The sequence below is a fragment of the Bacillus sp. FSL R9-9497 genome, from assembly GCF_038005805.1.
GTDB classification, from domain to species: Bacteria; Bacillota; Bacilli; order Bacillales; family Bacillaceae_G; genus Bacillus_A; species Bacillus_A cereus.
This window is the reverse complement of record NZ_JBBOTY010000001.1, coordinates 2,001,166-2,020,986: the sequence shown is the minus strand read 5'-3', so window position 1 is coordinate 2,020,986 and position 19,821 is coordinate 2,001,166. Positions and strand designations below refer to the sequence as shown.

Below are 19,821 nucleotides of genomic sequence, written 5' to 3'. Positions count from 1 at the left end.
AAGTATTTCTAGATAAATTGAAATGTTCCAGGATGTGTTTTTGTGTTACCATTCTTTTCATTTCCAACTACTCTCAACCCTCTTTGCCATATATTTCTTTCATTTATTACCGTATCTTAACATTTAATTCCTGGCAAGATATAAATTATTAATTTCATATAATTTTTATATATATATTTTAATATACAAAAATAAAACTTCAAACTCTTTCTCTTTTATTATAAAATGAGAACAAACGTTCTTATTTTATAAATTAAATGGAGTGAAAATCATGTTTAAATCGCAACCCTACTACACTACACAACTCGAAGACTATATCCAGCACTTGTACCAATCCATATCTATTATTGTTCCTGAACAAATAGATATGATAGAGATTGCGAAAAAGCTAAACATTTGGCTGTACTTTGCTCCGTTTGGAAGTCATGCAATGGAAAAAAATCAAATAGCTAACTTAGTTATAGATAATCGTATCTCTCAGCAAGAACAATGGGAGGATTTTGGCCATGAGACCTGTCACATTCTATTTCATTCTGGTAATCAATTATTAATGCATCAAATGTTTCTAGATTATCAAGAAGCAAAAGCTAAAAACTTCGCACAACAATTTTGTGTACCTACTTTTATGTTAAGAAAGCTTCCTCCCCTACAGTTAAAAGCATATATAATCTCAGAAAAATTCAATGTAACAACACAGTTTGCTGAAAAAAGGCTTTTACATTATGAAAATCAATTATTAGCAAGTAAATTACAGAATCAAACATCACAATACTGTAATTTTCAAAAATAACGATTCAGGAGGTATTGAATATGAAAGGAAGTTTCCGTAAACGTGGAAATACGTGGTCTTTTACAATAGATATCGGTATAGATCCGGCCACAGGAAAACGCCAGCAAAAAAGTAAGAGTGGATTTAGAACAAAAAAAGAAGCCCAAAATGCTGCTGCAACGATGATTACAGAGATAGAGAAAGGAATATATTTTGATGACAAACAATTAACTGTTTTAGATGTATGGGAAAAGTTAAAGCCTCTTCGTAAAGCTGAATTAAAAATTACATCTTATGAAAAAGACATGAGCTTAGTTAAGCTCTATATCCTTCCCCCATTTAGTTATAAAAAAATTAAAAGTATTAAGTCCGTAATGATTCAAAGCTACTATGCTGAACTTAAAGAAAAAGGCCTGTCAAATGGTACAATCAGCAATATCCATCGCTGCTTCAGATGCATATTCAAACATGCAGTAGAATGGGAGATCGTACATGATAATATAATGAATAAAGTAAAAAAACCACGTGAAGAGCAAGGTGAGATGAAAACATGGTCTAGCGAAGAATGTAATCGATTCCTCCATTATTTAAAAGAAAAAAATACCAAGTACCATATGTTCTTCTTACTCGCAATCTATACAGGTATGAGACGCGGAGAATTACTTGCACTAACATGGAAAGATATTGACTTTGATAATAAACGTATCCTGGTAAATAAATCGCTTGTAAAAACAGAAAAAGGACTTTTTAAAGCTGCTACAAAAACTAAGTCTTCAAATAGAAGCATTAGTATCTCTTCTTTTGTTATAGGGAAGTTACAATCCTACTACTCCTATAAAAAGAAAGAATTTTTCCGCTGGGGTATACACTTGAATGGAGAGGCCTATATTTTCACTGGCAATACGATACATTCGCCCTTACATATAGATGCTCCCCATCGCTTTTTGAATGATCACTATAAAAAAGCTGGTGTTCCCCGAATTCGTATACATGACTTACGACATACTCACGCTACACTCATGCTTCAGGCTGGAGAACACCCTAAAATCGTACAAGATCGCTTAGGACACTCATCTATTCAAATGACGTTAGACAAGTATAGCCACATCACACAGAACATGCAGCAACAAGCCGCAGAAAACTTCGAGAGCATAATAAAATCTAATGAAAACGTCTGATAAAAAATGAAATGATTTAATGTGAGCAAAATGTGAGCATCAAGGAAAATCAACACTTATAAACCTTGATATAATAAGGTTTTTTATACTATATCGTTGAATCTTGGGAGAAGAATGAGCAGTTTTAGGGTTGTTTATTTGATAAAATATAAAAAACACAAAAGTGCCAAACCCCTTATACCACAAGGGTTTTGGCACTTTTTAATATCTAAAACAAATTTTATTGAAATAATTATTTTTATAGATTTTCATACTTTTTTATATAGTACGTGAACATATACAGTACAAAAATACACCTTTGTATACACATTTTTAGAAACATCCTACGTTTATCAAACAATAACCAAAAGACGTACCTGCAACCTCATCATATAAATAATAGATATTAAAAAGAGGACACTATAAGCGCCCTCTTCCTTAGGTTTTAAATATGTTCTCCATGATCCATAAACACTTCAATTGCTTCGTTTTGTGGTATGTCTTTTACATTAGTAAGACCAAAAGTAAAAACAGCGGATAACATCATCATTAATAAGATTGCTTTTTTCATTTTAGCGCCCTTCTTTCTATGCTCTTTTTGTCTGCATCTAAAGCGATGTGCAAATACTTGCTTGCTTTTCTGTGATTTTCTGAACCATAGAATATTTCACCTAAAAGAGAAGCATATTCTTTTACCCAATCATATAATTCTTCTTTTTCAAAATACGAAATACCTTCTATAACCACATTTTCTAATTCTTCTTGCGGTACATAGTTATGTACTGCTTTTAAAATTCGGAAATGATGACGGTAACATAAGTCGCTAATCTTATAGCCATTCTCAATATATTCATTAGCGATATGACTATAACCTAACTTAAAATGTTCTCTTGCTAAAAGAAACATAGTTTTAGCGTTATTTTCTAATGAATCCTCTAAGTGTTTAATTGCTAACTCTGGCATGTTTTGACTTGCGTATAAAAGCCCTAAATTATGCTTAACTCGTTTAATAAGAAGTTCATCATTAGATTTTTGGAAGGTACCTAGTGCTGAAAGTAAATATTCCTCTGCACTTTCGAATTCATTTAGTCGAATGTGTGCCATTCCTAAAGTATTTAAGCATGCTGCAGTTTTTAATTCATACCCTGGACTAATTGAAAATACTTCATTCGCCTTTGTAGCAAATTGAACTGCTAAGATCGGTTTTAATACGTGATAGTAATGGACTGCAAGCCAATAATTAAATTCAGCTTTTTCAATTTCATCATGCATGTACTCTAAAAACGTTTCAGCTTTTTCAAATTGCATTCTTGCTTCACTATGGTTTGCTTTATTAATAGCGTAAATTGCTTTAAATAAATGATGATAGTACTCTAAAAATGTTTCTGTAGACTCTGGTAAAGGCTCGATTTTGTCCAGAATATCTTTTGTACTATCCATATCCCGAATTAGCAGTTTATACCGTGCATTCAATAAAGCGTAGTAGACTAATATTGTTTGGTCTTCCTTAATATTATTGATTTTATTTGCAATATCCTCTTTTATTTTCTGAGACTGTAATACACGTTGTGAAATCATAGCTTGATACCAGTCGTTTAATAATTTTGTGATTTCTTCTTTAGAAATAATGTCAACACTCATCTACTTCTACCCCCTTTTGTTAAATGTTACCATGACATGCTTGTTTGCATAAATAAGTTTTTGAATATTCTAACTTGAAAAAATTATTTTTGAATATTCATGTTAACAAATTGGTCCCTTTTCAAACCTAAAAAAAGAACACACGTTTGTTTTTAGTGGAATTAAAAAAACAAACGTGAGGTATTACATCATGGAATATAACGGCTTTCCTGTAGTACGTGGAAGAGGTATGGTGAAATGGAATCCGTTTGCTTCAATACCGGAGCAATACGAGGAAATACATAGTATGTTTGAGGAACAATATAAAGTACCTAAACCTTTTTTAACACAAGATACTATGGAACGAATAGAAAGAGCGTTAATGCAATCTTTTCACGAGGAAGAAGAAATACATATCTCATACTATCGTGATGGAATGGTGCAAGACATGTACATAAATGTATTACATATTGAACCGATGACGAAAATTATATATTGTACAGATGCTTTTGGTTTGAATACTAAGTTTAAGTTTGATGAATTGGTGAATATAAATTAAAAGAAGCCGCCCGACAGGACTGAAGTGCACCCCAATTGTTAGACACAGCCTAACAATTGGGGTGCACTTCACATATATAGGTGGCTTTTGTACGACAAAAAAAGAGCTCTGCTATACAGCAGAGCAAAAGAAATATATATAACCCTATAAAAATAATACAAATTATTGATACTTTCAAAAGACGAAATTTAAATTTCCATCACAATAATAGCTATGTTTAAGTATGAAACATTCTACCTTCACTATAGCTATGAATATTCTTATTTTAGAATTCCATAGTATCCAAATAGCTCTTTGAGAGATACCTCAATACCGAACTTCTTCAAAGAATCTTTTCTTTGTTCAAAGAGAAGTTCTAAAACTTTTTTCTTATCTTTGTCTCTTCCATAATGAATCAACCTATGACAGTTCGGACATATACTAACTATATTTCCAACAACATCTAAACTATTTTCAAAATCATGTTGCATTCTTAACGGTATTAGATGATGGGCCTCCATATAATTTTTTCGGCTGGCTTCCGATACAAATGTTTCATGTGTGTCATCTATTTCACATTTAAATTCTGCCTGTTTAATAGCTTGTTTAGCTTTTTTCGGATCACGAGGCCATACTTCCCTACCAGATTCCATTTTAGTTTTTTTTCGATTTTCCGGTTTCTCTTCTTCTGCAATCTTTACTTTACTAAAATCCGAATCAATATTAGCCTGATACATATCTTCCTCTTGCTCATCCTCAGAAAGAATAAAGCTCTCATTCAACGCTTTAATAATATTATCAATAGATTTATATTTTGCTAATTTAATTTCTAATTTTGTTGAATCAATATTAGTAAATCCTTGTGGTGTATGGTTCAATTTGTAGCCAAAGAAAGCTGCGAATTCGATTGCTTTAATGTTTACAGGTTTTAGATCCTTAATAAAATAGATGTATTCCCAAGTTTCATCATTATCGTTTGTTTTCCAAATTTCCCTAGCTACATCTGGGTTATGAGTCTTAGCAAAAATTGTCCCGAAAAACTTAAATTCCCCTTTAGAATATGCTAAAATCCCGTCACCCTCTTTTAACTTTTCCCATCTATCAACATTTGAAGAACCAGGAGTTGCTCCCCACATACATTCTCATGTAATTCATTATCTTTAAGTTTAGTTACTGTATCGGCATCTAAATCTGCTAAACATTTAGAAATAGGATATGGTTTTTCAATAGTAGCTTCCAAATTTTTTATAGCACTATCATTACTTGCAGTAAAAAGATATAACATATTTAATTCCACCTTTTTAAAATTTCATTATATTTCTTTTTAGAGTCTCGAGATTTCTCTACTGGATATTTTTTATTATTTTTTTCTATTTTGTTTATAATAATCTCTTCTAAATCAATATCCAATTGATCTGCCAACAACATTGAATAAATGAGTACATCTGCCAACTCATCTTTCATGTCTTCTTTTTTTGTTTCTACAGCTTCCTCACTGCTTTTCCACTGAAAATTCTCCAACAACTCACTCGCCTCTAAAGAAAGAGAAATAGCTAAATCTTTAGGATTGTGGAACTGCTTCCAGTTCCTATCGTCCCGAAATTTTAGGACTTTCTCTAAAATAGTTTGATTCATTTTTTGAATCCCCCAGTTACTTTTCATTGGTAAACTCTTCTATTTATCAGGTAAACTATCATAAAAACGTTCAATGGCCGCTACTAAAACTAAATCTTCTAAATGAGCAGTTTTAGGGTTGTTTATTTTTAAAAACATCAAAAATGCCAAATCCCTTATATCACAAAGGATTTGGCATTTTTAAGTATCTAGAACACGCGCTAAATTTAAGGAGAAATTAACAGACATGAGTCCGGTATAATGCCGTGTCCACACCCAAGGATCGGTTACATAAAATAACGTATCTAACCTGGGAAGTCTATTAGCTTTTTCCCTTATAGTAACGCTCTCTTCTACTAAGACCTTTTCTTTCTAGGGCCTACAATTAATTTAATCGCTGTTCTCTCTTCATTATTGATAGAAATCTCTTGAAACGCTGGAACAAAAGCTAAGTCAATACCACTTGGAGCGACGAACCCTCTTGCAATCGCAATTGCTTTAATCGCTTGATTTATAGCTCCAGCCCCAATCGCTTGAATTTCCACATTACCACTTGTTCTTAGTACTCCTGCTATTGCACCCGCGACTGAATTTGGGCTTGATTTTGAAGATACCTTTAATATATTTTCCATGTAAGTTGCTCCCTCTATTATTTAATCTCTCTTTCGTTACAATTTTAAATATTTTAGCGTATCTTTAATTACTATTCACACCAAAAACAAACGATGCTTCATATGTATATTATTCTATATTTTCTGACTTTTTCCTGCTCAGCTACGCAAATAAAAAATAAACTGAATAACCTAATATAAATATAGCTAAATATTATAACTTTACCAAATGATAACATCCATACAGCTAAAGGTAATATTTCTGTTTTGTCAGACTAAATAAATATAGTAAAGTGAAATTTTCATGAGTGGGGGTTTAATTCATCCCCCACCTAACTTCTTTGCTTTCGCTGAATTTTGAGATGGGAGTCTTACTGCTCGGAAAATAGCGGGATAAACGTTTCCTCATTACTTCAATCTATTTAGAAATTCCATTTATTTTTCTATCAAATTATAAACCTTATCATCTTCAAAAGGTGTTACAGGTAATACCCAAATACTACACTTCATCATTTGACCACTTTATATTCCAAATCTATTTCCTTTTATAGTACAAGCATACACGCCAATTGTGATTCATCTTCATAAACTACTATGTGGTTTAAATTTATTAAGAATAGGAGGTAATATATTGGGTTCATACTATCATTCTTCAAACTCGTATAAAAAATGCTCATGCAAATCTTCTTCCAGTTCAAATAAAAAATGTTCATGTGACCATTCACATAAACGAAGCTGTCCTGCATACGGAACTTTTTGGCAAACTGAATTTATAACTGTTCCTTTTGGCGATCCTTTTCCATTTAATCACGTTGGACCTTTAGCAGGAGGTGTTTCCTTACTAAATCCTACTACTATACACTTTAGACAAGCTAGTGATTATAGAGTTTCGTTCATTTCCAGTATTAATACTACTTTAAATCCTGTATTTCCACATATCCCAGTCATAACTATATTTTTAAATAACAATCCACTTGCTAATAGTCAAGGTGACTTCGCTATTCAAATGAATACTTCATCAAATAACGAATGTCTTCAACTCGTTGGCGAAACGATTGTTACAGTGCCTGCTAATTCAACTCTTCAACTTAGAAATAATAGTGGTTTTAATCGTCAAAGTATTGTAACTTGTGACAATGGTATAAATTCAGTTGAATTAACAGTTACAAAACTAAGTTAAAATTATTTCTTCACATTCAGATGCTATTTCAGCATCTTTTTTTATTGAATAACAGTTTTTTCAACTTTTATTATCTCTCCCCACATAAAAAAGTGCAGAATTCTTTCTAACACAAGATTTCTGCACTTTTTTATTATACTTATTTATTCTTCCTTATTTCTCTACATAAACCGACTTAACAATCGTACGATTATATGGTTTTCCTTCTTTATTCATCCCTTTTATATCCATCGTAACGTTATATACTCCCGGTTGTTTTATATCTTTCAAAGCACCTGTAAATGTATTCGTATTAACATTTTGTAATTCATTAAATTCAGAGACTAACTTACCTTCTTTATTAACAACTCTTACTGTTATGGAAAGATCCCCTTTCATTTCAGGTGCTACAGGTGATTTTTTCAGTTTATACTCAGGTTTATTTATTTTAACTTTTGTAGGCATTCGAAGAACAAATGGTGCGTCATCCTTGTAATCGCTTACAACTAAATATGCATCTTTCGACTGCTTCGCCATCATTTTGATTTTCCATTCGCCTACTTCTAATTTATCAAACTTAAACGTTCTAATTGTCGCCCCATTAAAAAAAGATTCGCCTTCACCAGTAGTTATAGCGCTATCTTTATTTGCATAGATTTTTCCTTTTGGAGATACCATTTGTACTTCTACATCAGAAGAAGCAGTTAGTACAGAAACTATTCCTTCAGCCTTTTTATCAACAGAAATACTTTGCTCTATCCACTGATTTTGTGGTAATTCGCCTCCTAAAATATTTTGATTTGAAGTTGTATTTAATTGTTCTAGATTTTCATTTGAACTAGTGCTGGATGCTATTAAAGCTGGTAATCCCACATTTGTCGTACGTAAATATGGTTCAATTCGTGCAAAAACAGCTGATCCTTTTCTTATATTGTCATGATCAAATCTGGAATCTGTAAATAAATGTGTACCGTACGATAGCTTCGCACTCCATTCATTTACTAGTCCATCATTTGAACCGTACGATGATAAATATAACCCGCCCATAGATAATGCAGAAAATGTTGGCCCCCAGCTAGTTCCAGTAGCCGTATAGTAACGGTTTAATTTAGCTGCTGGGTTGTTATCTATTATTGAACGAAACTTTGCCATTTCACCTATTTGTAACGAATACGTACCATCATCTTTTTGACCTAATATAGAAGCAAGCCAACCTGCCCACCAACTATATGACAAATCTGCTAAATTTGAGCCGTGATGCGGTGTAGCAAGTGTAATAACATTTCCAACAAATCGATTCGCACCATATTCAACTAATGCGGCTTGTGTATCAATACCACCTTTACTATGCGCTACAATATTAACTTTTTTACCGAAATGATTATATATTTCTTCAAGTTTTTGTGCTAACAATTTTCCGTTATCCCACTGACTAGCCGAACCTTTCCCTGCAGCATCATACAATTGTATAAACACTGTTTGATAGCCTGCTTTTAAAGCATAATCATACATATCATTTATATCATGATATACTGTCTTTCCATACCAACTATCAGCATTACCATTTCTTCCTTGTACAAAGAGAATTGGCGGTTTATTCTCATCATAATTAGCAGGTTTTTGGCCTAAAAACCATTCTCCAGGTGTGAATACTTCTGTATCAGGAAACCCCTTTCCAAGCTCTTTTACAACTTCTGCCTGTACATTTGTGCTAATCGTTGGAGCCATGATAAAAAATACAATTAGTAAGGCCACACATCTTCTCATCAGTCGCATATTACTCCCCCTATTTTTTTGAAAGAAGGTGTTCTTTATAATATTTTATATTTTCCCTTCCTTAATAATAGCTAATCTTTCATTTTTAAAAGATGTTAGCCCTATTTTTAGAAGGTTACTAGTTGTATCCCCTCTTCCTTAACTCTCGTTATTCTCTTTGTTTCTACCTCTTCCTTTTGATAGAATACGACAAAAAAGTTTCTCAATAATTGTTAACTTCGCTACACCCAGATATTTTTTAAATCATTATTGTTTATATAAAGCATACAAATCTTGAAAAAATTTTAGTAAAAAAACATTTTATTACTAGTTAGTTATTTAAAAATATAATAAAGATATGTACTTTCTTTTCATTAAATACAAACTAATTTTAAAGGAGCTTGTATTATAAGACTTTCCTACGATTAAAAATTAAACTGAAATTTCCGAATAGAAAATCATATTTCCAGAAACATATATTATGATAATTTCCGCACACTTGAATTAACTTTTTAGAAGTACTAACCTATCGGTGAGCAGAAGAAAATTCTGTAAAAAGAAAGGAGAATACTTTATGATGACCAAATTACAAAAGGAGTTTTTTAAACGCTTAGAAATTCCTGCAAAAGAAATAACATTTGATGATTTAGATGGAATTCTCTTGAAAATGGGAATGATTCTCCCCTATGAAAATCTTGATATTATGGCTGGTACTATTAAAAATATCTCAAAAGATAACTTAATAGAAAAGTTACTTATTCAAAAACGAGGTGGACTTTGTTATGAATTAAACTCCCTATTGTATTATTTTTTAATTGATTGTGGGTTTCAAGTATACAAAGTAGCCGGTACTGTTTATGACCTTTACGATAATAAATGGAAACCCGATGATGGTCATGTCATTATCATATTAAGTCATGAGGATAAAGATTATGTTGTGGATGCAGGTTTTGCATCTCATCTCCCTTTACATCCAGTCCCTTTTAACGGAGAAGTCATCTCCTCTCAAACAGGAGAATATCGAATTCGTAAGCGAAATACTCGAAAAGGTACGCATATTTTAGAAATGAGAAAAGGAGCTAACGGGGAATCTACAAGTTTCTTACAATCTGAACCTTCAAACGAATGGAAAATAGGCTATGCTTTCACTGTAGATCCAATAGATGAGAAAAAAGTGAATAAGATTCAAAAAGTGATTGTAGAGCATAAAGAATCTCCTTTTAATAAAGGAGCTATCACTTGTAAATTAACTACTTATGGTCACATATCATTAACAAATAAAAATTATACAGAAACCTTTAAAGGCACCAAAAATAAACGACCAATAGAATCTAAAGATTATGCTCGCATTCTTCGTGACTCTTTTGGAATAACGCAAGAGAAATATGTAGGAAAAACACTAGAAAGAGGCTAGTTGACTACAAGTATTTCATAATAAAGCAGATTCTATATTTAGAATCTGCTTTATTTTATATTTGTTATAAATTAATTTAATTTTGTTGTTACCCTTTAATTTTCAATTATATACTCATCATCATATTTATCGTATTGTAGCCCTTTCCCTATCTTTGACTCCGTAACTTGATCTCTTAAAAACGGTGCAGCATCCATTTTACTAGTTGCAATTTCAATTCCATATTTTTTCGTTAAATGAGCTAACTCTATTAAAAACCACTCTCTTCGCAATGTAACTGGAATATCCAATGTTTTTCTTTTCATATATAATAGCACCTCTTTTATTTTCATAGCTTAAAAATATCACTGGATGCACTTATTAAAACTACCTTTCACCGCTAACATCCAATGAAACATTATAGTATATGCATGTCCATTTCAAACGTGCTATCACAAATATGATATTTAAGTTTACATAATTATATTATGTAATAGTAGAAAAGGAAGGCATGTCCCTTCCCCTTCTACTATAGAGATTTAAATTAAGAACATCTTGGTACACCTAAAGCTAAAAATAAACCTGCTACTCCCGCAGTAATCGGTACTTTTAACGTAATAACATCATCTACCTTCGTTACTAAAAAGTAAGCATTACCTTCTTGTAATATACAAGTTACCAACAATTGAAATTCCATTCAAATCTCCTCCTTTCAATCGATATACTATAATTTATGAAATCTCTTTCAAAAAGTAATAGGAAATATATCCATTTTCCCTTATATATAAAATAAATGTTTATAAGTCTATTAAAAATATTAATTTTCTAAATTTATACAAACCGTGTAATATCCAATAAACTCCTATATAATCAATAAGAAGAATCTTACAAATGGAGGTATGAAAATGTCGATTTTAAGTAATATTGGTGCAGCTTTATTTTTTATTGCTTTTATTCTTTTAATCTTATGTATCATTTCATTCTTTAAGAAAAATGGAAAAGCAAAACAATATGGACGTCCTACCGTTATTCTTTTTATGATTTCTATTATATTAATAACGGCCGGTACAACAAAATCGGAACACCCCGTCGTCGAGTTTTTTTCTACTTTAAGTTTCATTCTATTTATATTCTTCCTTGTTCTAGCAATCTTATCTGTTATTAAGAAAACAGGTGTAGCGAAAAAACAATTTATTATTACAGCTGTATTATTTGTCATTTTTGTTGCGTTATTAGGTATTTCAGCTCCTTCTTCTGAAAAAACGACAGCAACTAGTACAAAAGTTGCCTCTAATAATGAAGAGCCAAAAGATAGCGAACAGAAAAAAGAGCTAGAAAAGAAAGAGGCGGACGAAAAAACTCAAAAGCAAGAAGATGAGAAGCGTCTAGCCGAAGAACAAGCTCGTAAGCAAGAGGATGAAAAACGTCAGGCTGATGAACAAGCTCGTAAACAACAAGAAGAGCAAAAACGTCAGGCTGATGAACAAGCTCGTAAACAACAAGAAGAGCAAAAACGTCAGGCTGATGAACAAGCTCGTAAACAACAAGAAGAGCAAAAACGTCAGGCTGATGAACAAGCTCGTAAACAACAAGAAGAACAAAAACGTCAGGCTGATGAACAAGCTCGTAAACAACAAGAAGAACAAAAACGTCAGGCTGATGAACAAGCTCGTAAACAACAAGAAGAACAAAAAGCACAGCAAGCTCAAACACAACCAGCTAATGGTAATACTGATAGTGCATACTACAAAAATTGTGCTGCAGTTAGAGCAGCTGGGAAAGCTCCTTTACATAAAGGGCAACCAGGTTATAGCTCTCATCTTGATCGTGATGGCGATGGAATTGCATGTGAAAAATAGTAATAAAAAAGAAGCTTTTACTAAGCTTCTTTTTTATTAACGTAAAATATTACCACTTATTACTTTCCCCCTTATTTTAATAACATTCTTCTTATTATTCTCAAAAACGACACAGAATAAGTGATTTCAATCACTACATAGATTTTAATTTATCGCTATTCTTAATTTAGATATTACATTAAAACTTTATGGAGGCATTCATATGGAACATACATTTACTGAAACTTCAATTGTTGGTGAGATTGTTACACAATTTCCGAAAGCTAGTGATCTTTTTAAATCATATAGAATAGATTTTTGTTGTGGCGGTAATAAGCCACTTATTGATGCAATTCATGAAAGAAATTTATCAGCTACTGAAGTGCTTACAGAGTTAAATACGCTTTATCATAATACGAAACGATTAAATGAATCGGAAATTGATTGGAAAAATGCTTCTTATCGTGAATTGATTGATTATGTTATAAATAAGCATCATCGCTATTTAAATGAAGAATTACCACAGTTAAGTCCATATGTGACAAAAGTATTACGTGTTCATGGGGCAAGTCAGCCTCATTTAGCTCAAATTCATAAGCTATTTCATGAACTTAAAATGGAATTAGAACAGCATTTAATTAAAGAAGAAATGGAAGATTTCCCATTAATTTTAGAATTTGAACAAAATCCAACTGATGAAAATTATACAAAGTTACGTAAAGTAGTGGATGAACTAGAAAATGAGCACAATCATGCCGGAAATATTATAAAAGAACTTCGTAAAGTGACAAATGACTTTACTCCTCCAGAAGGCGCTTGCGGTACTTATCGACTTGTCTACCAACGTCTTGAAGCTCTAGAGTCTGATTTATTTGAGCATATTCATTTAGAAAATAATATTTTATTTCCACGTGCTATTACAAGAGCATAAATCAAGTGCAGGACATGAGTGTAAATACTTATGGCCTGCTTTTTCGTTTTGCGAAAAATATTCACATCCCCTTCACATAAAACCGAATTTTAACAATTTGTGAATCATTATAAAAATGTGATAAATATCACATCTTCCCCTTATTTGATTTTCTATAATAAAAATATAATCCTTTGTTCAATATTTCACATAAAAAGGGGAAACGAAAATGAAAAAACGTTTAGTTATGATCGGAAATGGTATGGCTGGCATTCGCTGTATGGAAGAAATCTTAAAACATGATAGTGATTCATATGAGATTACTATTTTTGGAGATGAACCGCATCCAAACTACAACCGCATTATGCTTTCTCATGTTTTACAAGGCAAAACAAATATGCAAGATATCATTATGAATGAATACAGTTGGTATGAAGAAAACGAAATAACTTTGTATACGAATGAAAGAGTTCAAAGTATTAACCGAGAAGAAAAAATTATTATTACAGAAAAGAAGCGTACTCTTACATACGACAAGCTCATTATCGCAACAGGTTCTAGTGCTTTTATTTTACCTGTTGAAGGTTCCGCACTTTCTGGTGTAACAGGATTTCGAACTATTGAAGATACACAATTTATGATAGATACCGCTAAAGAAAAGAAAAAGGCCGTTGTCATTGGTGGCGGGTTACTCGGTTTAGAAGCCGCAAGAGGTCTAATTGATTTAGGAATGAACGTACATGTTGTTCATTTAATGCCTAGCTTAATGGAGCAACAACTAGATACGAAAGCAGCTGCTCTTCTGCGTGAAGATTTAGAAGCACAAGGCATGAAGTTTTTAATGGAAAAGAAAACTGTAAAAATTCTTGGTACAGACCATGTTGAGGGCATTCAATTTGAAGACGGTGAAGTTGTAGATTGTGATTTAATCGTAATGGCTGTCGGAATACGCCCAAATACGCAAATAGCAAAAGATGCTGGTCTAATTGTAAATCGCGGTATTGTAGTCAATGACTATATGCTAACAAATGATGAGTCCATTTATGCAGTTGGAGAATGTGCAGAGCATGACGGTATCGCATATGGACTTGTTGCTCCTCTTTATGAACAAGGTGCAATATTAGCAAAACATATAACAAATTTACAAACTGATGGATATTCGGGCAGTATCGTCGGTACACAATTAAAAGTTGCTGGTTGTGATTTATTCTCTGCTGGCCAAATTTATGAAGATGATCAAACGAAAGCAATATCCATCTTTAATGAATGTAAACGTTCCTATAAAAAAGTATTAATTCGTGATAATAAAGTCGTCGGTATCGTTTTATACGGTGATACAGCTGACGGTACACGCCTCTTTAGCCTGTTAAAGAAAGAAGAAGATATACAAGAATATACACCAGCTTCCATTCTTCACAAAGCTGGTGAAGAATGTGAACTTGACGTTGCTACTATGAGTGCGGATGACACAATTTGCGGATGTAATGGTGTTACGAAAGGCACAATCGTTCACGCCATTTTAGAACAGGAGTTAAAGACTTTTGAAGAAGTTAAAGGCTGTACGAAAGCCGCAGGGTCTTGTGGTAAATGTCGTCCGCTTGTAGAACAAGTTTTATCTCATACACTTGGAGATGCTTTTGATGCTTCTGCGCAGTCTACCGGTATGTGCGGATGTACACCTTTATCACGTGATGAAGTCGTAGCGGCCATTCATGAGAAAGGTTTAAAATCTCCAAAAGAAGTACGAAACGTTCTTGGTTTTGTACATGAAGATGGATGTTCGAAATGTCGTCCTGCTTTAAACTACTATTTACGTATGGCGATTCCAGAAGAATATGAAGATGATAAATCATCCCGTTTCGTGAATGAAAGAATGAATGGTAACATCCAGCACGATGGTACCTTCTCTGTTATTCCACGTATGTACGGAGGCGTTACAACAGCAGATGATTTAATGAAAATTGCTGAAGTTGCGAAAAAGTACGATGTTCCACTTGTGAAAATTACAGGTGCGAGCCGAATCGGCTTATACGGTGTTAAGAAACAAGATTTACCTAACGTATGGGCTGAATTAAATATGGCTTCTGGATATGCGTATTCAAAATCTCTTCGTAATGTAAAATCATGTGTTGGCTCTCGTTTCTGCCGTTTCGGTACGAAAGATTCATTAGGACTTGGTATGTTGCTTGAACAATCATTAGAAATGGTAGATACACCTCATAAAATGAAGATGGGTGTAACGGGCTGTCCGCGTAACTGTGCGGAAGTACTGACGAAAGATTTTGGCGTTGTTTGTGTCGAAAATGGATACCAACTTTATATTGGCGGAAATGGTGGTACGGAAGTACGCGAAGCTGATTTTGTAATGATTGTCCCTACTGAAGATGATGTCCTTCGCATCGCTACAGCTTACATGCAGTATTATCGTGAAACTGGTATTTATGGAGAGCGTACTGCCTACTGGACAGAACGATTAGGCTTCGATCACATAAAGGAAATACTGCAAGATGCAAATATGGTCACTAAGTTAAATGAACGTTTCCAAAAAGCTCGTGGCACATATAAAGAAGCATGGGGACAAGCACTAGAAACGAAATCATTAAAAGCGATGTATGAAGTAGAAACTGTGAAATAAGGAGCTGTGATCTATATGATACAAACGAAAGAAAAAATAAAAGTTATGCGTGCAGAAGACCTTCCTATTCAAATCGGTAAAGAGGTACAAATGAAAGGTATGTCTATCGCCCTATTCCGCCTTTCAAATGGCGATATTCGAGCTGTAGAAAATCGTTGTCCTCATAAAAACGGGCCATTAGCGGAAGGTATTGTATCTGGAGAATTCGTCTTTTGTCCACTACATGATTGGAAAATTTCACTACTAACAGGTGAAGTTCAAAAACCTGATGATGGTTGTATTCAAACGTATGAAGTAGAAGTTATTGACGGGGATATTTATATATACATGTAATTTACAAAAGGAAGCCTCCCCTGGCTTCCTTTTAAATAAAAATAGACGAGGTGCGAATATGAACGGATATGTATATTTAGTTGGTGCAGGACCAGGTGATGAAGGGCTTATTACAAAAAAAGCGATAGAGTGCTTAAATCGTGCAGATATCGTCTTATATGACCGCTTATTAAACCCTTCCTTTCTTAATTATACAAAAGAAACATGTGAACTTATTTATTGCGGAAAAATGCCAAAGAATCATACTATGCGTCAAGAAATGATTAACGCACACCTCCTTCAATTTGCGAAAGAGGGAAAAATCGTAGTCCGCTTAAAAGGCGGAGATCCATCTATTTTTGGCCGTGTTGGTGAAGAAGCAGAGACTTTAGCATCAGCAAATATTCCATATGAAATTGTACCAGGTATTACATCTAGCATCGCCGCTAGTATCTATGCAGGTATTCCCCTCACCCACCGTGACTACAGTAATAGCGTCACTTTATTAACCGGACATGCAAAAGGTCCTTTAACCGACCATGGAAAATATAATTCATCTCACAATAGCGACACAATTGCCTACTACATGGGTATAGAAAACTTACCTACAATTTGTGAAAACTTACTACAAGCAGAAAAAAAAGAAGATACGCCAGTAGCAGTCATTGAATGGGGTACAACTGGTAAACAGCGCGTTGTCACAGGGACACTGTCTACCATTGTTTCTATTGTCAAAAACGAAAATATTTCTAATCCTTCTATGACAATTATTGGTGATGTCGTTTCCTTACGGGATCAGATCGCTTGGAAAGAACGTAAACCATTACACGAGAAAAAAGTTTTATTTGCATCTGCAACGAATAAAACAAGTTCAATGAAGCAAAAGTTACAAGAAGCCGGTGCAGAAATATATCAAATTCCTACTTTCAAAAAGGTAGAATACACATTAACACTTGAACAAATCAATGAAATTTTTAACGTTAATCGTCTTGTTTTTTGTTCAGCTGAAAGTGTAGAAATATTGATGCAATCATGTAGTAAACACCAAAAAGATATTCGTTCTTTACAAGCGCAACTACAACATATGAACGTTGCCACTCAAGAAAAACTTATGCAATATGGGCTACTAAGTAAACAAGCAGAGTTCTCTTCCAATACAACAGTTTATTTAGGACGAAACATTAACCGAATTGCTGTTATTCAAGAAAAAATTGGTGCTGGTTCCTATATGATGACTCATGAGTACACAATTGATCATCGCTTCGATGAAATTCATTCACGTATGCTTTCTGAATTCTCATGGGATAGCATTGTATTTGAAGGTCGTGCTTCTATTGATACGTTTCTAGCAGAAATAAAACGCCTTGGCTTTATCAATATTCTTACTCTCCCATTCTCGTATACCGATGTTCCAACTTTATACTATGCAAATAAAGTTGGGTTTCATAACGTAGATCATCAATTACAAGAAACTCTTATGAAGAAAGACATGGTGAGACAATGAAAGGAATTGTATATGTTGGACATGGGAGCCGGCTACAAGAAGGTAATGAACAATTCATTCAATTTATTCAATCTGTTATGAAAGAGCGAAACGAAAGAATTCAAAAAATAGCTTTTCTAGAACTAACGACACCTACTATTTCGGATGCAGTTACAGAAACGATAATAGAGGGAGTAACTGAAATAATGATTGTACCTGTTTTATTATTTGCAGCAGCTCACTATAAACGTGATATTCCTTTTGAAATAGAACAACTACAAAAGAAATATCCACAAATAACATTTTCAGTTGTACCTCCTTTTAGTACACATCCACATATGGTGGAACTTGTAGTGAAAAGAATACGTGAAGCTATGCCAATGCAAAATAGTAGTATTTTACTCGTAGGACGAGGCAGTAGTGATACACAACCGATATATGAGTTACAACAAATCGGAGCAGCTATCGAACGAAAACTTGGTATGCCAGTATCCTGTTCCTTTTTAACGAAAGGAACTCCCTCTTTTACTGCCGAGCTCAAGGCTATAACATCGACTGCGTCCCATGTATATGTCATGCCATACCTTCTCTTTACCGGATTATTACTTCAAAAAATTGAATTGCATACAAAAAAATACAATCATGTTACGACTTGTAACTGTCTTCAGTTTGATACATATATGAAACTAACATTGTTAGAACGAATGGAGGAATGCATATATGTATAACATGTACCCTCTTATGTTTAATCTACAAAATAAAGTGGTTGTTATCATTGGTGGAGGTAAAATTGCATATCGAAAAGCGTCTGGATTAAAAGATACAGGCGCTTTCGTCACTGTTGTCAGCCCAGAAATTTGCGAGGAAATGAAGGAACTTTCTTATATTACTTGGAAGCAAAAAGCTTTTAGTAATGATGATATTAAAGATGCTCACCTTATTTATGCAGCTACAAATCAACACGCTGTAAATATGATGGTCAAACAGGCCGCTCATGATTTCCAGTGGGTTAACGTTGTAAGTGATGGTACAGAATCATCTTTTCACACACCTGGCGTTATAAGAAATAATGAATATGTTGTCACTATTTCAACTTCTGGTAAAGATCCATCATTTACGAAGCGTTTGAAGCAAGAACTAACATCTATATTGCCTAAACTTATAAAAAAGATTTCTCGTACACATAAATTGTAATCTATTTCTTAGTTAAAATAGTAATTACCTTTGGACAAACGTTTTTTAGGGGACGTTTGTTCTTTTTATTGTAGTTCTGTTCTTTTATTTCACAAGCAATCTATGAAGAAAATAAATGGTGTTTGCAACTTGTAAACAAATAAATTTCATGACAAGTGTAACATTACGAGCAACTCTTTCTATTCAGTTTTTATATTGGATATTCATTCAACCAAATTAGCGCTTGTTCATAATCATCAAAAAACTCCACGGATTCTTTTGTATTGGATTGTTGTAAATACTTCAGTATCTCTCCTTCTTCAAGAAGAAATGCAATTGCCTTACTATGATTCAAAATGGTTTCATTGAAGAACTTATCTTTCCATACTTTTTGAACAGAAAAATGATTTGGGGTATACCCTTTTCTATCCACCAACAATTTGTATTTCCGACCCTCAGAAATAAATTGCTGACAAACCTGCTCAAAATCATTAAACCATTCATACACATCCTCTGTATTAATCTGGCCAATTAGATGGGTAACAATCAAATCTCCTGAAACTATTGTGCTGATATTCTGTTTACTCAACTTTTAATCATCTCCCTTAGTGGCAATTATGCATAAAATTCTTACTTGACACTCCCACCCCATCGCTATCACCCTAAGCTCATATAACTTTAATTATAAGCGAGATTGTGTCTTTTTTTCGCAAGTCTATATGTAAATACTTTAAAGATTTCCATACGAAATAAACCCTAATAAGTTTCTTTTTTTGAATTAAGTCACTAGATTTTGAAACATGGTACAATTGTAAACGACACCCAATATATGAAAGACTGCTTTCTTCTCATAT

General features: G+C 33.3%; 22 protein-coding genes. 12 read left to right on the top strand and 10 right to left on the bottom strand.

Annotated elements, in window-relative coordinates:
* The first annotated feature begins 271 nt into the window (after positions 1-271).
* A complete protein-coding gene (locus MKY21_RS10520; protein WP_341076146.1) occupies positions 272-790 on the top strand; it encodes an ImmA/IrrE family metallo-endopeptidase in 519 nt (172 codons plus the stop codon).
* A 20-nt stretch (positions 791-810) separates the two neighbouring features.
* Positions 811-1,947, top strand: a complete 1,137-nt coding sequence (locus MKY21_RS10515) for a site-specific integrase (protein WP_341076143.1) — start codon at positions 811-813, stop codon at positions 1,945-1,947.
* 424 nt (positions 1,948-2,371) lie between these two features.
* On the opposite strand, the gene MKY21_RS10510 is transcribed toward MKY21_RS10515, so the two are convergent.
* A complete protein-coding gene (locus tag MKY21_RS10510) occupies positions 2,372-2,497 on the bottom strand; it encodes a hypothetical protein (protein ID WP_000709202.1) in 126 nt (41 codons plus the stop codon).
* The gene (locus tag MKY21_RS10505) at positions 2,494-3,567 is read right to left on the bottom strand and encodes a response regulator aspartate phosphatase (protein ID WP_000109855.1); all 1,074 of its coding nucleotides are present in this window, start codon (positions 3,565-3,567) and stop codon (positions 2,494-2,496) included. Before MKY21_RS10505 ends, MKY21_RS10510 begins: the two co-directional genes overlap by 4 nt.
* Positions 3,568-3,757: 190 nt before the next feature.
* On the opposite strand from MKY21_RS10505, the gene MKY21_RS10500 reads away from it, so the two are divergent.
* Positions 3,758-4,105 (top strand): YolD-like family protein, encoded by a 348-nt coding sequence (locus MKY21_RS10500; RefSeq protein ID WP_044797204.1) that lies wholly within the window; start codon positions 3,758-3,760, stop codon positions 4,103-4,105.
* Between the two features lie 260 nt (positions 4,106-4,365).
* Here MKY21_RS10500 and MKY21_RS10495 read toward each other — a convergent pair whose 3' ends face one another.
* From MKY21_RS10495 to MKY21_RS10480, 4 genes are all read right to left on the bottom strand, one after another.
* Entirely contained in the window at positions 4,366-5,220 is an 855-nt protein-coding gene (locus MKY21_RS10495; protein ID WP_229172705.1) for an HNH endonuclease, read from the bottom strand.
* Positions 5,169-5,369, bottom strand: coding sequence for a hypothetical protein (locus MKY21_RS10490; RefSeq protein WP_241669928.1), 201 nt, complete (start codon positions 5,367-5,369; stop codon positions 5,169-5,171). The genes MKY21_RS10495 and MKY21_RS10490 overlap by 52 nt, the downstream gene beginning before the upstream one ends.
* A 2-nt stretch (positions 5,370-5,371) precedes the next feature.
* On the bottom strand, positions 5,372-5,719 hold the full coding sequence (locus tag MKY21_RS10485; RefSeq protein WP_044797225.1) for a nucleotide pyrophosphohydrolase: 348 nt from the start codon (positions 5,717-5,719) through the stop codon (positions 5,372-5,374).
* 335 nt (positions 5,720-6,054) lie between these two features.
* A complete protein-coding gene (locus MKY21_RS10480) occupies positions 6,055-6,330 on the bottom strand; it encodes a stage V sporulation protein S (protein ID WP_000427801.1) in 276 nt (91 codons plus the stop codon).
* A 610-nt stretch (positions 6,331-6,940) separates the two neighbouring features.
* Between MKY21_RS10480 and MKY21_RS10475 the strand changes: the two genes are divergently transcribed.
* The gene (locus tag MKY21_RS10475) at positions 6,941-7,489 is read left to right on the top strand and encodes a preprotein translocase (RefSeq protein ID WP_134995335.1); all 549 of its coding nucleotides are present in this window, start codon (positions 6,941-6,943) and stop codon (positions 7,487-7,489) included.
* 153 nt (positions 7,490-7,642) lie between these two features.
* On the opposite strand, the gene MKY21_RS10470 is transcribed toward MKY21_RS10475, so the two are convergent.
* A complete protein-coding gene (locus MKY21_RS10470; protein ID WP_267378074.1) occupies positions 7,643-9,244 on the bottom strand; it encodes an esterase/lipase family protein in 1,602 nt (533 codons plus the stop codon).
* 553 nt (positions 9,245-9,797) lie between these two features.
* Between MKY21_RS10470 and MKY21_RS10465 the strand changes: the two genes are divergently transcribed.
* Positions 9,798-10,637 (top strand): arylamine N-acetyltransferase family protein, encoded by an 840-nt coding sequence (locus MKY21_RS10465; RefSeq protein WP_000988428.1) that lies wholly within the window; start codon positions 9,798-9,800, stop codon positions 10,635-10,637.
* Between the two features lie 95 nt (positions 10,638-10,732).
* Here MKY21_RS10465 and MKY21_RS10460 read toward each other — a convergent pair whose 3' ends face one another.
* Positions 10,733-10,942 carry a hypothetical protein gene (locus MKY21_RS10460; protein ID WP_000824207.1) on the bottom strand — a complete coding sequence of 70 codons (210 nt, stop codon included), beginning with the start codon at positions 10,940-10,942 and terminating at the stop codon, positions 10,733-10,735.
* A gap of 218 nt (positions 10,943-11,160) precedes the next feature.
* Positions 11,161-11,313: an exosporium protein ExsG gene (gene exsG / locus MKY21_RS10455; protein ID WP_000395679.1), complete on the bottom strand. Its 153-nt coding sequence runs from the start codon at positions 11,311-11,313 to the stop codon at positions 11,161-11,163.
* Between the two features lie 208 nt (positions 11,314-11,521).
* Here exsG and tolA point away from each other — a divergent pair, with 208 nt between their 5' ends.
* The 7 genes from tolA (at position 11,522) to MKY21_RS10420 (ending at position 18,988) form a co-directional block, all read left to right on the top strand.
* A complete protein-coding gene (gene tolA / locus MKY21_RS10450) occupies positions 11,522-12,475 on the top strand; it encodes a cell envelope integrity protein TolA (RefSeq protein ID WP_044584406.1) in 954 nt (317 codons plus the stop codon).
* A 202-nt stretch (positions 12,476-12,677) separates the two neighbouring features.
* Positions 12,678-13,385, top strand: coding sequence for an iron-sulfur cluster repair di-iron protein (gene ric / locus MKY21_RS10445; protein WP_086391309.1), 708 nt, complete (start codon positions 12,678-12,680; stop codon positions 13,383-13,385).
* Positions 13,386-13,593: 208 nt separating this feature from the next.
* Positions 13,594-15,999 (top strand): NADPH-nitrite reductase large subunit, encoded by a 2,406-nt coding sequence (nirB, locus tag MKY21_RS10440; protein WP_341076135.1) that lies wholly within the window; start codon positions 13,594-13,596, stop codon positions 15,997-15,999.
* A gap of 15 nt (positions 16,000-16,014) precedes the next feature.
* The gene (gene nirD, locus MKY21_RS10435) at positions 16,015-16,332 is read left to right on the top strand and encodes a nitrite reductase small subunit NirD (RefSeq protein WP_000616692.1); all 318 of its coding nucleotides are present in this window, start codon (positions 16,015-16,017) and stop codon (positions 16,330-16,332) included.
* 58 nt (positions 16,333-16,390) lie between these two features.
* The gene (locus MKY21_RS10430) at positions 16,391-17,815 is read left to right on the top strand and encodes a uroporphyrin-III C-methyltransferase (RefSeq protein WP_001014973.1); all 1,425 of its coding nucleotides are present in this window, start codon (positions 16,391-16,393) and stop codon (positions 17,813-17,815) included.
* A complete protein-coding gene (locus MKY21_RS10425; protein WP_000676476.1) occupies positions 17,812-18,522 on the top strand; it encodes a sirohydrochlorin chelatase in 711 nt (236 codons plus the stop codon). Before MKY21_RS10430 ends, MKY21_RS10425 begins: the two co-directional genes overlap by 4 nt.
* The gene (locus MKY21_RS10420; protein ID WP_000282595.1) at positions 18,515-18,988 is read left to right on the top strand and encodes a precorrin-2 dehydrogenase; all 474 of its coding nucleotides are present in this window, start codon (positions 18,515-18,517) and stop codon (positions 18,986-18,988) included. The genes MKY21_RS10425 and MKY21_RS10420 overlap by 8 nt, the downstream gene beginning before the upstream one ends.
* A 190-nt stretch (positions 18,989-19,178) precedes the next feature.
* On the opposite strand, the gene MKY21_RS10415 is transcribed toward MKY21_RS10420, so the two are convergent.
* Positions 19,179-19,556, bottom strand: coding sequence for an STAS/SEC14 domain-containing protein (locus MKY21_RS10415; protein WP_000043362.1), 378 nt, complete (start codon positions 19,554-19,556; stop codon positions 19,179-19,181).
* Positions 19,557-19,821 lie beyond the last annotated feature (265 nt).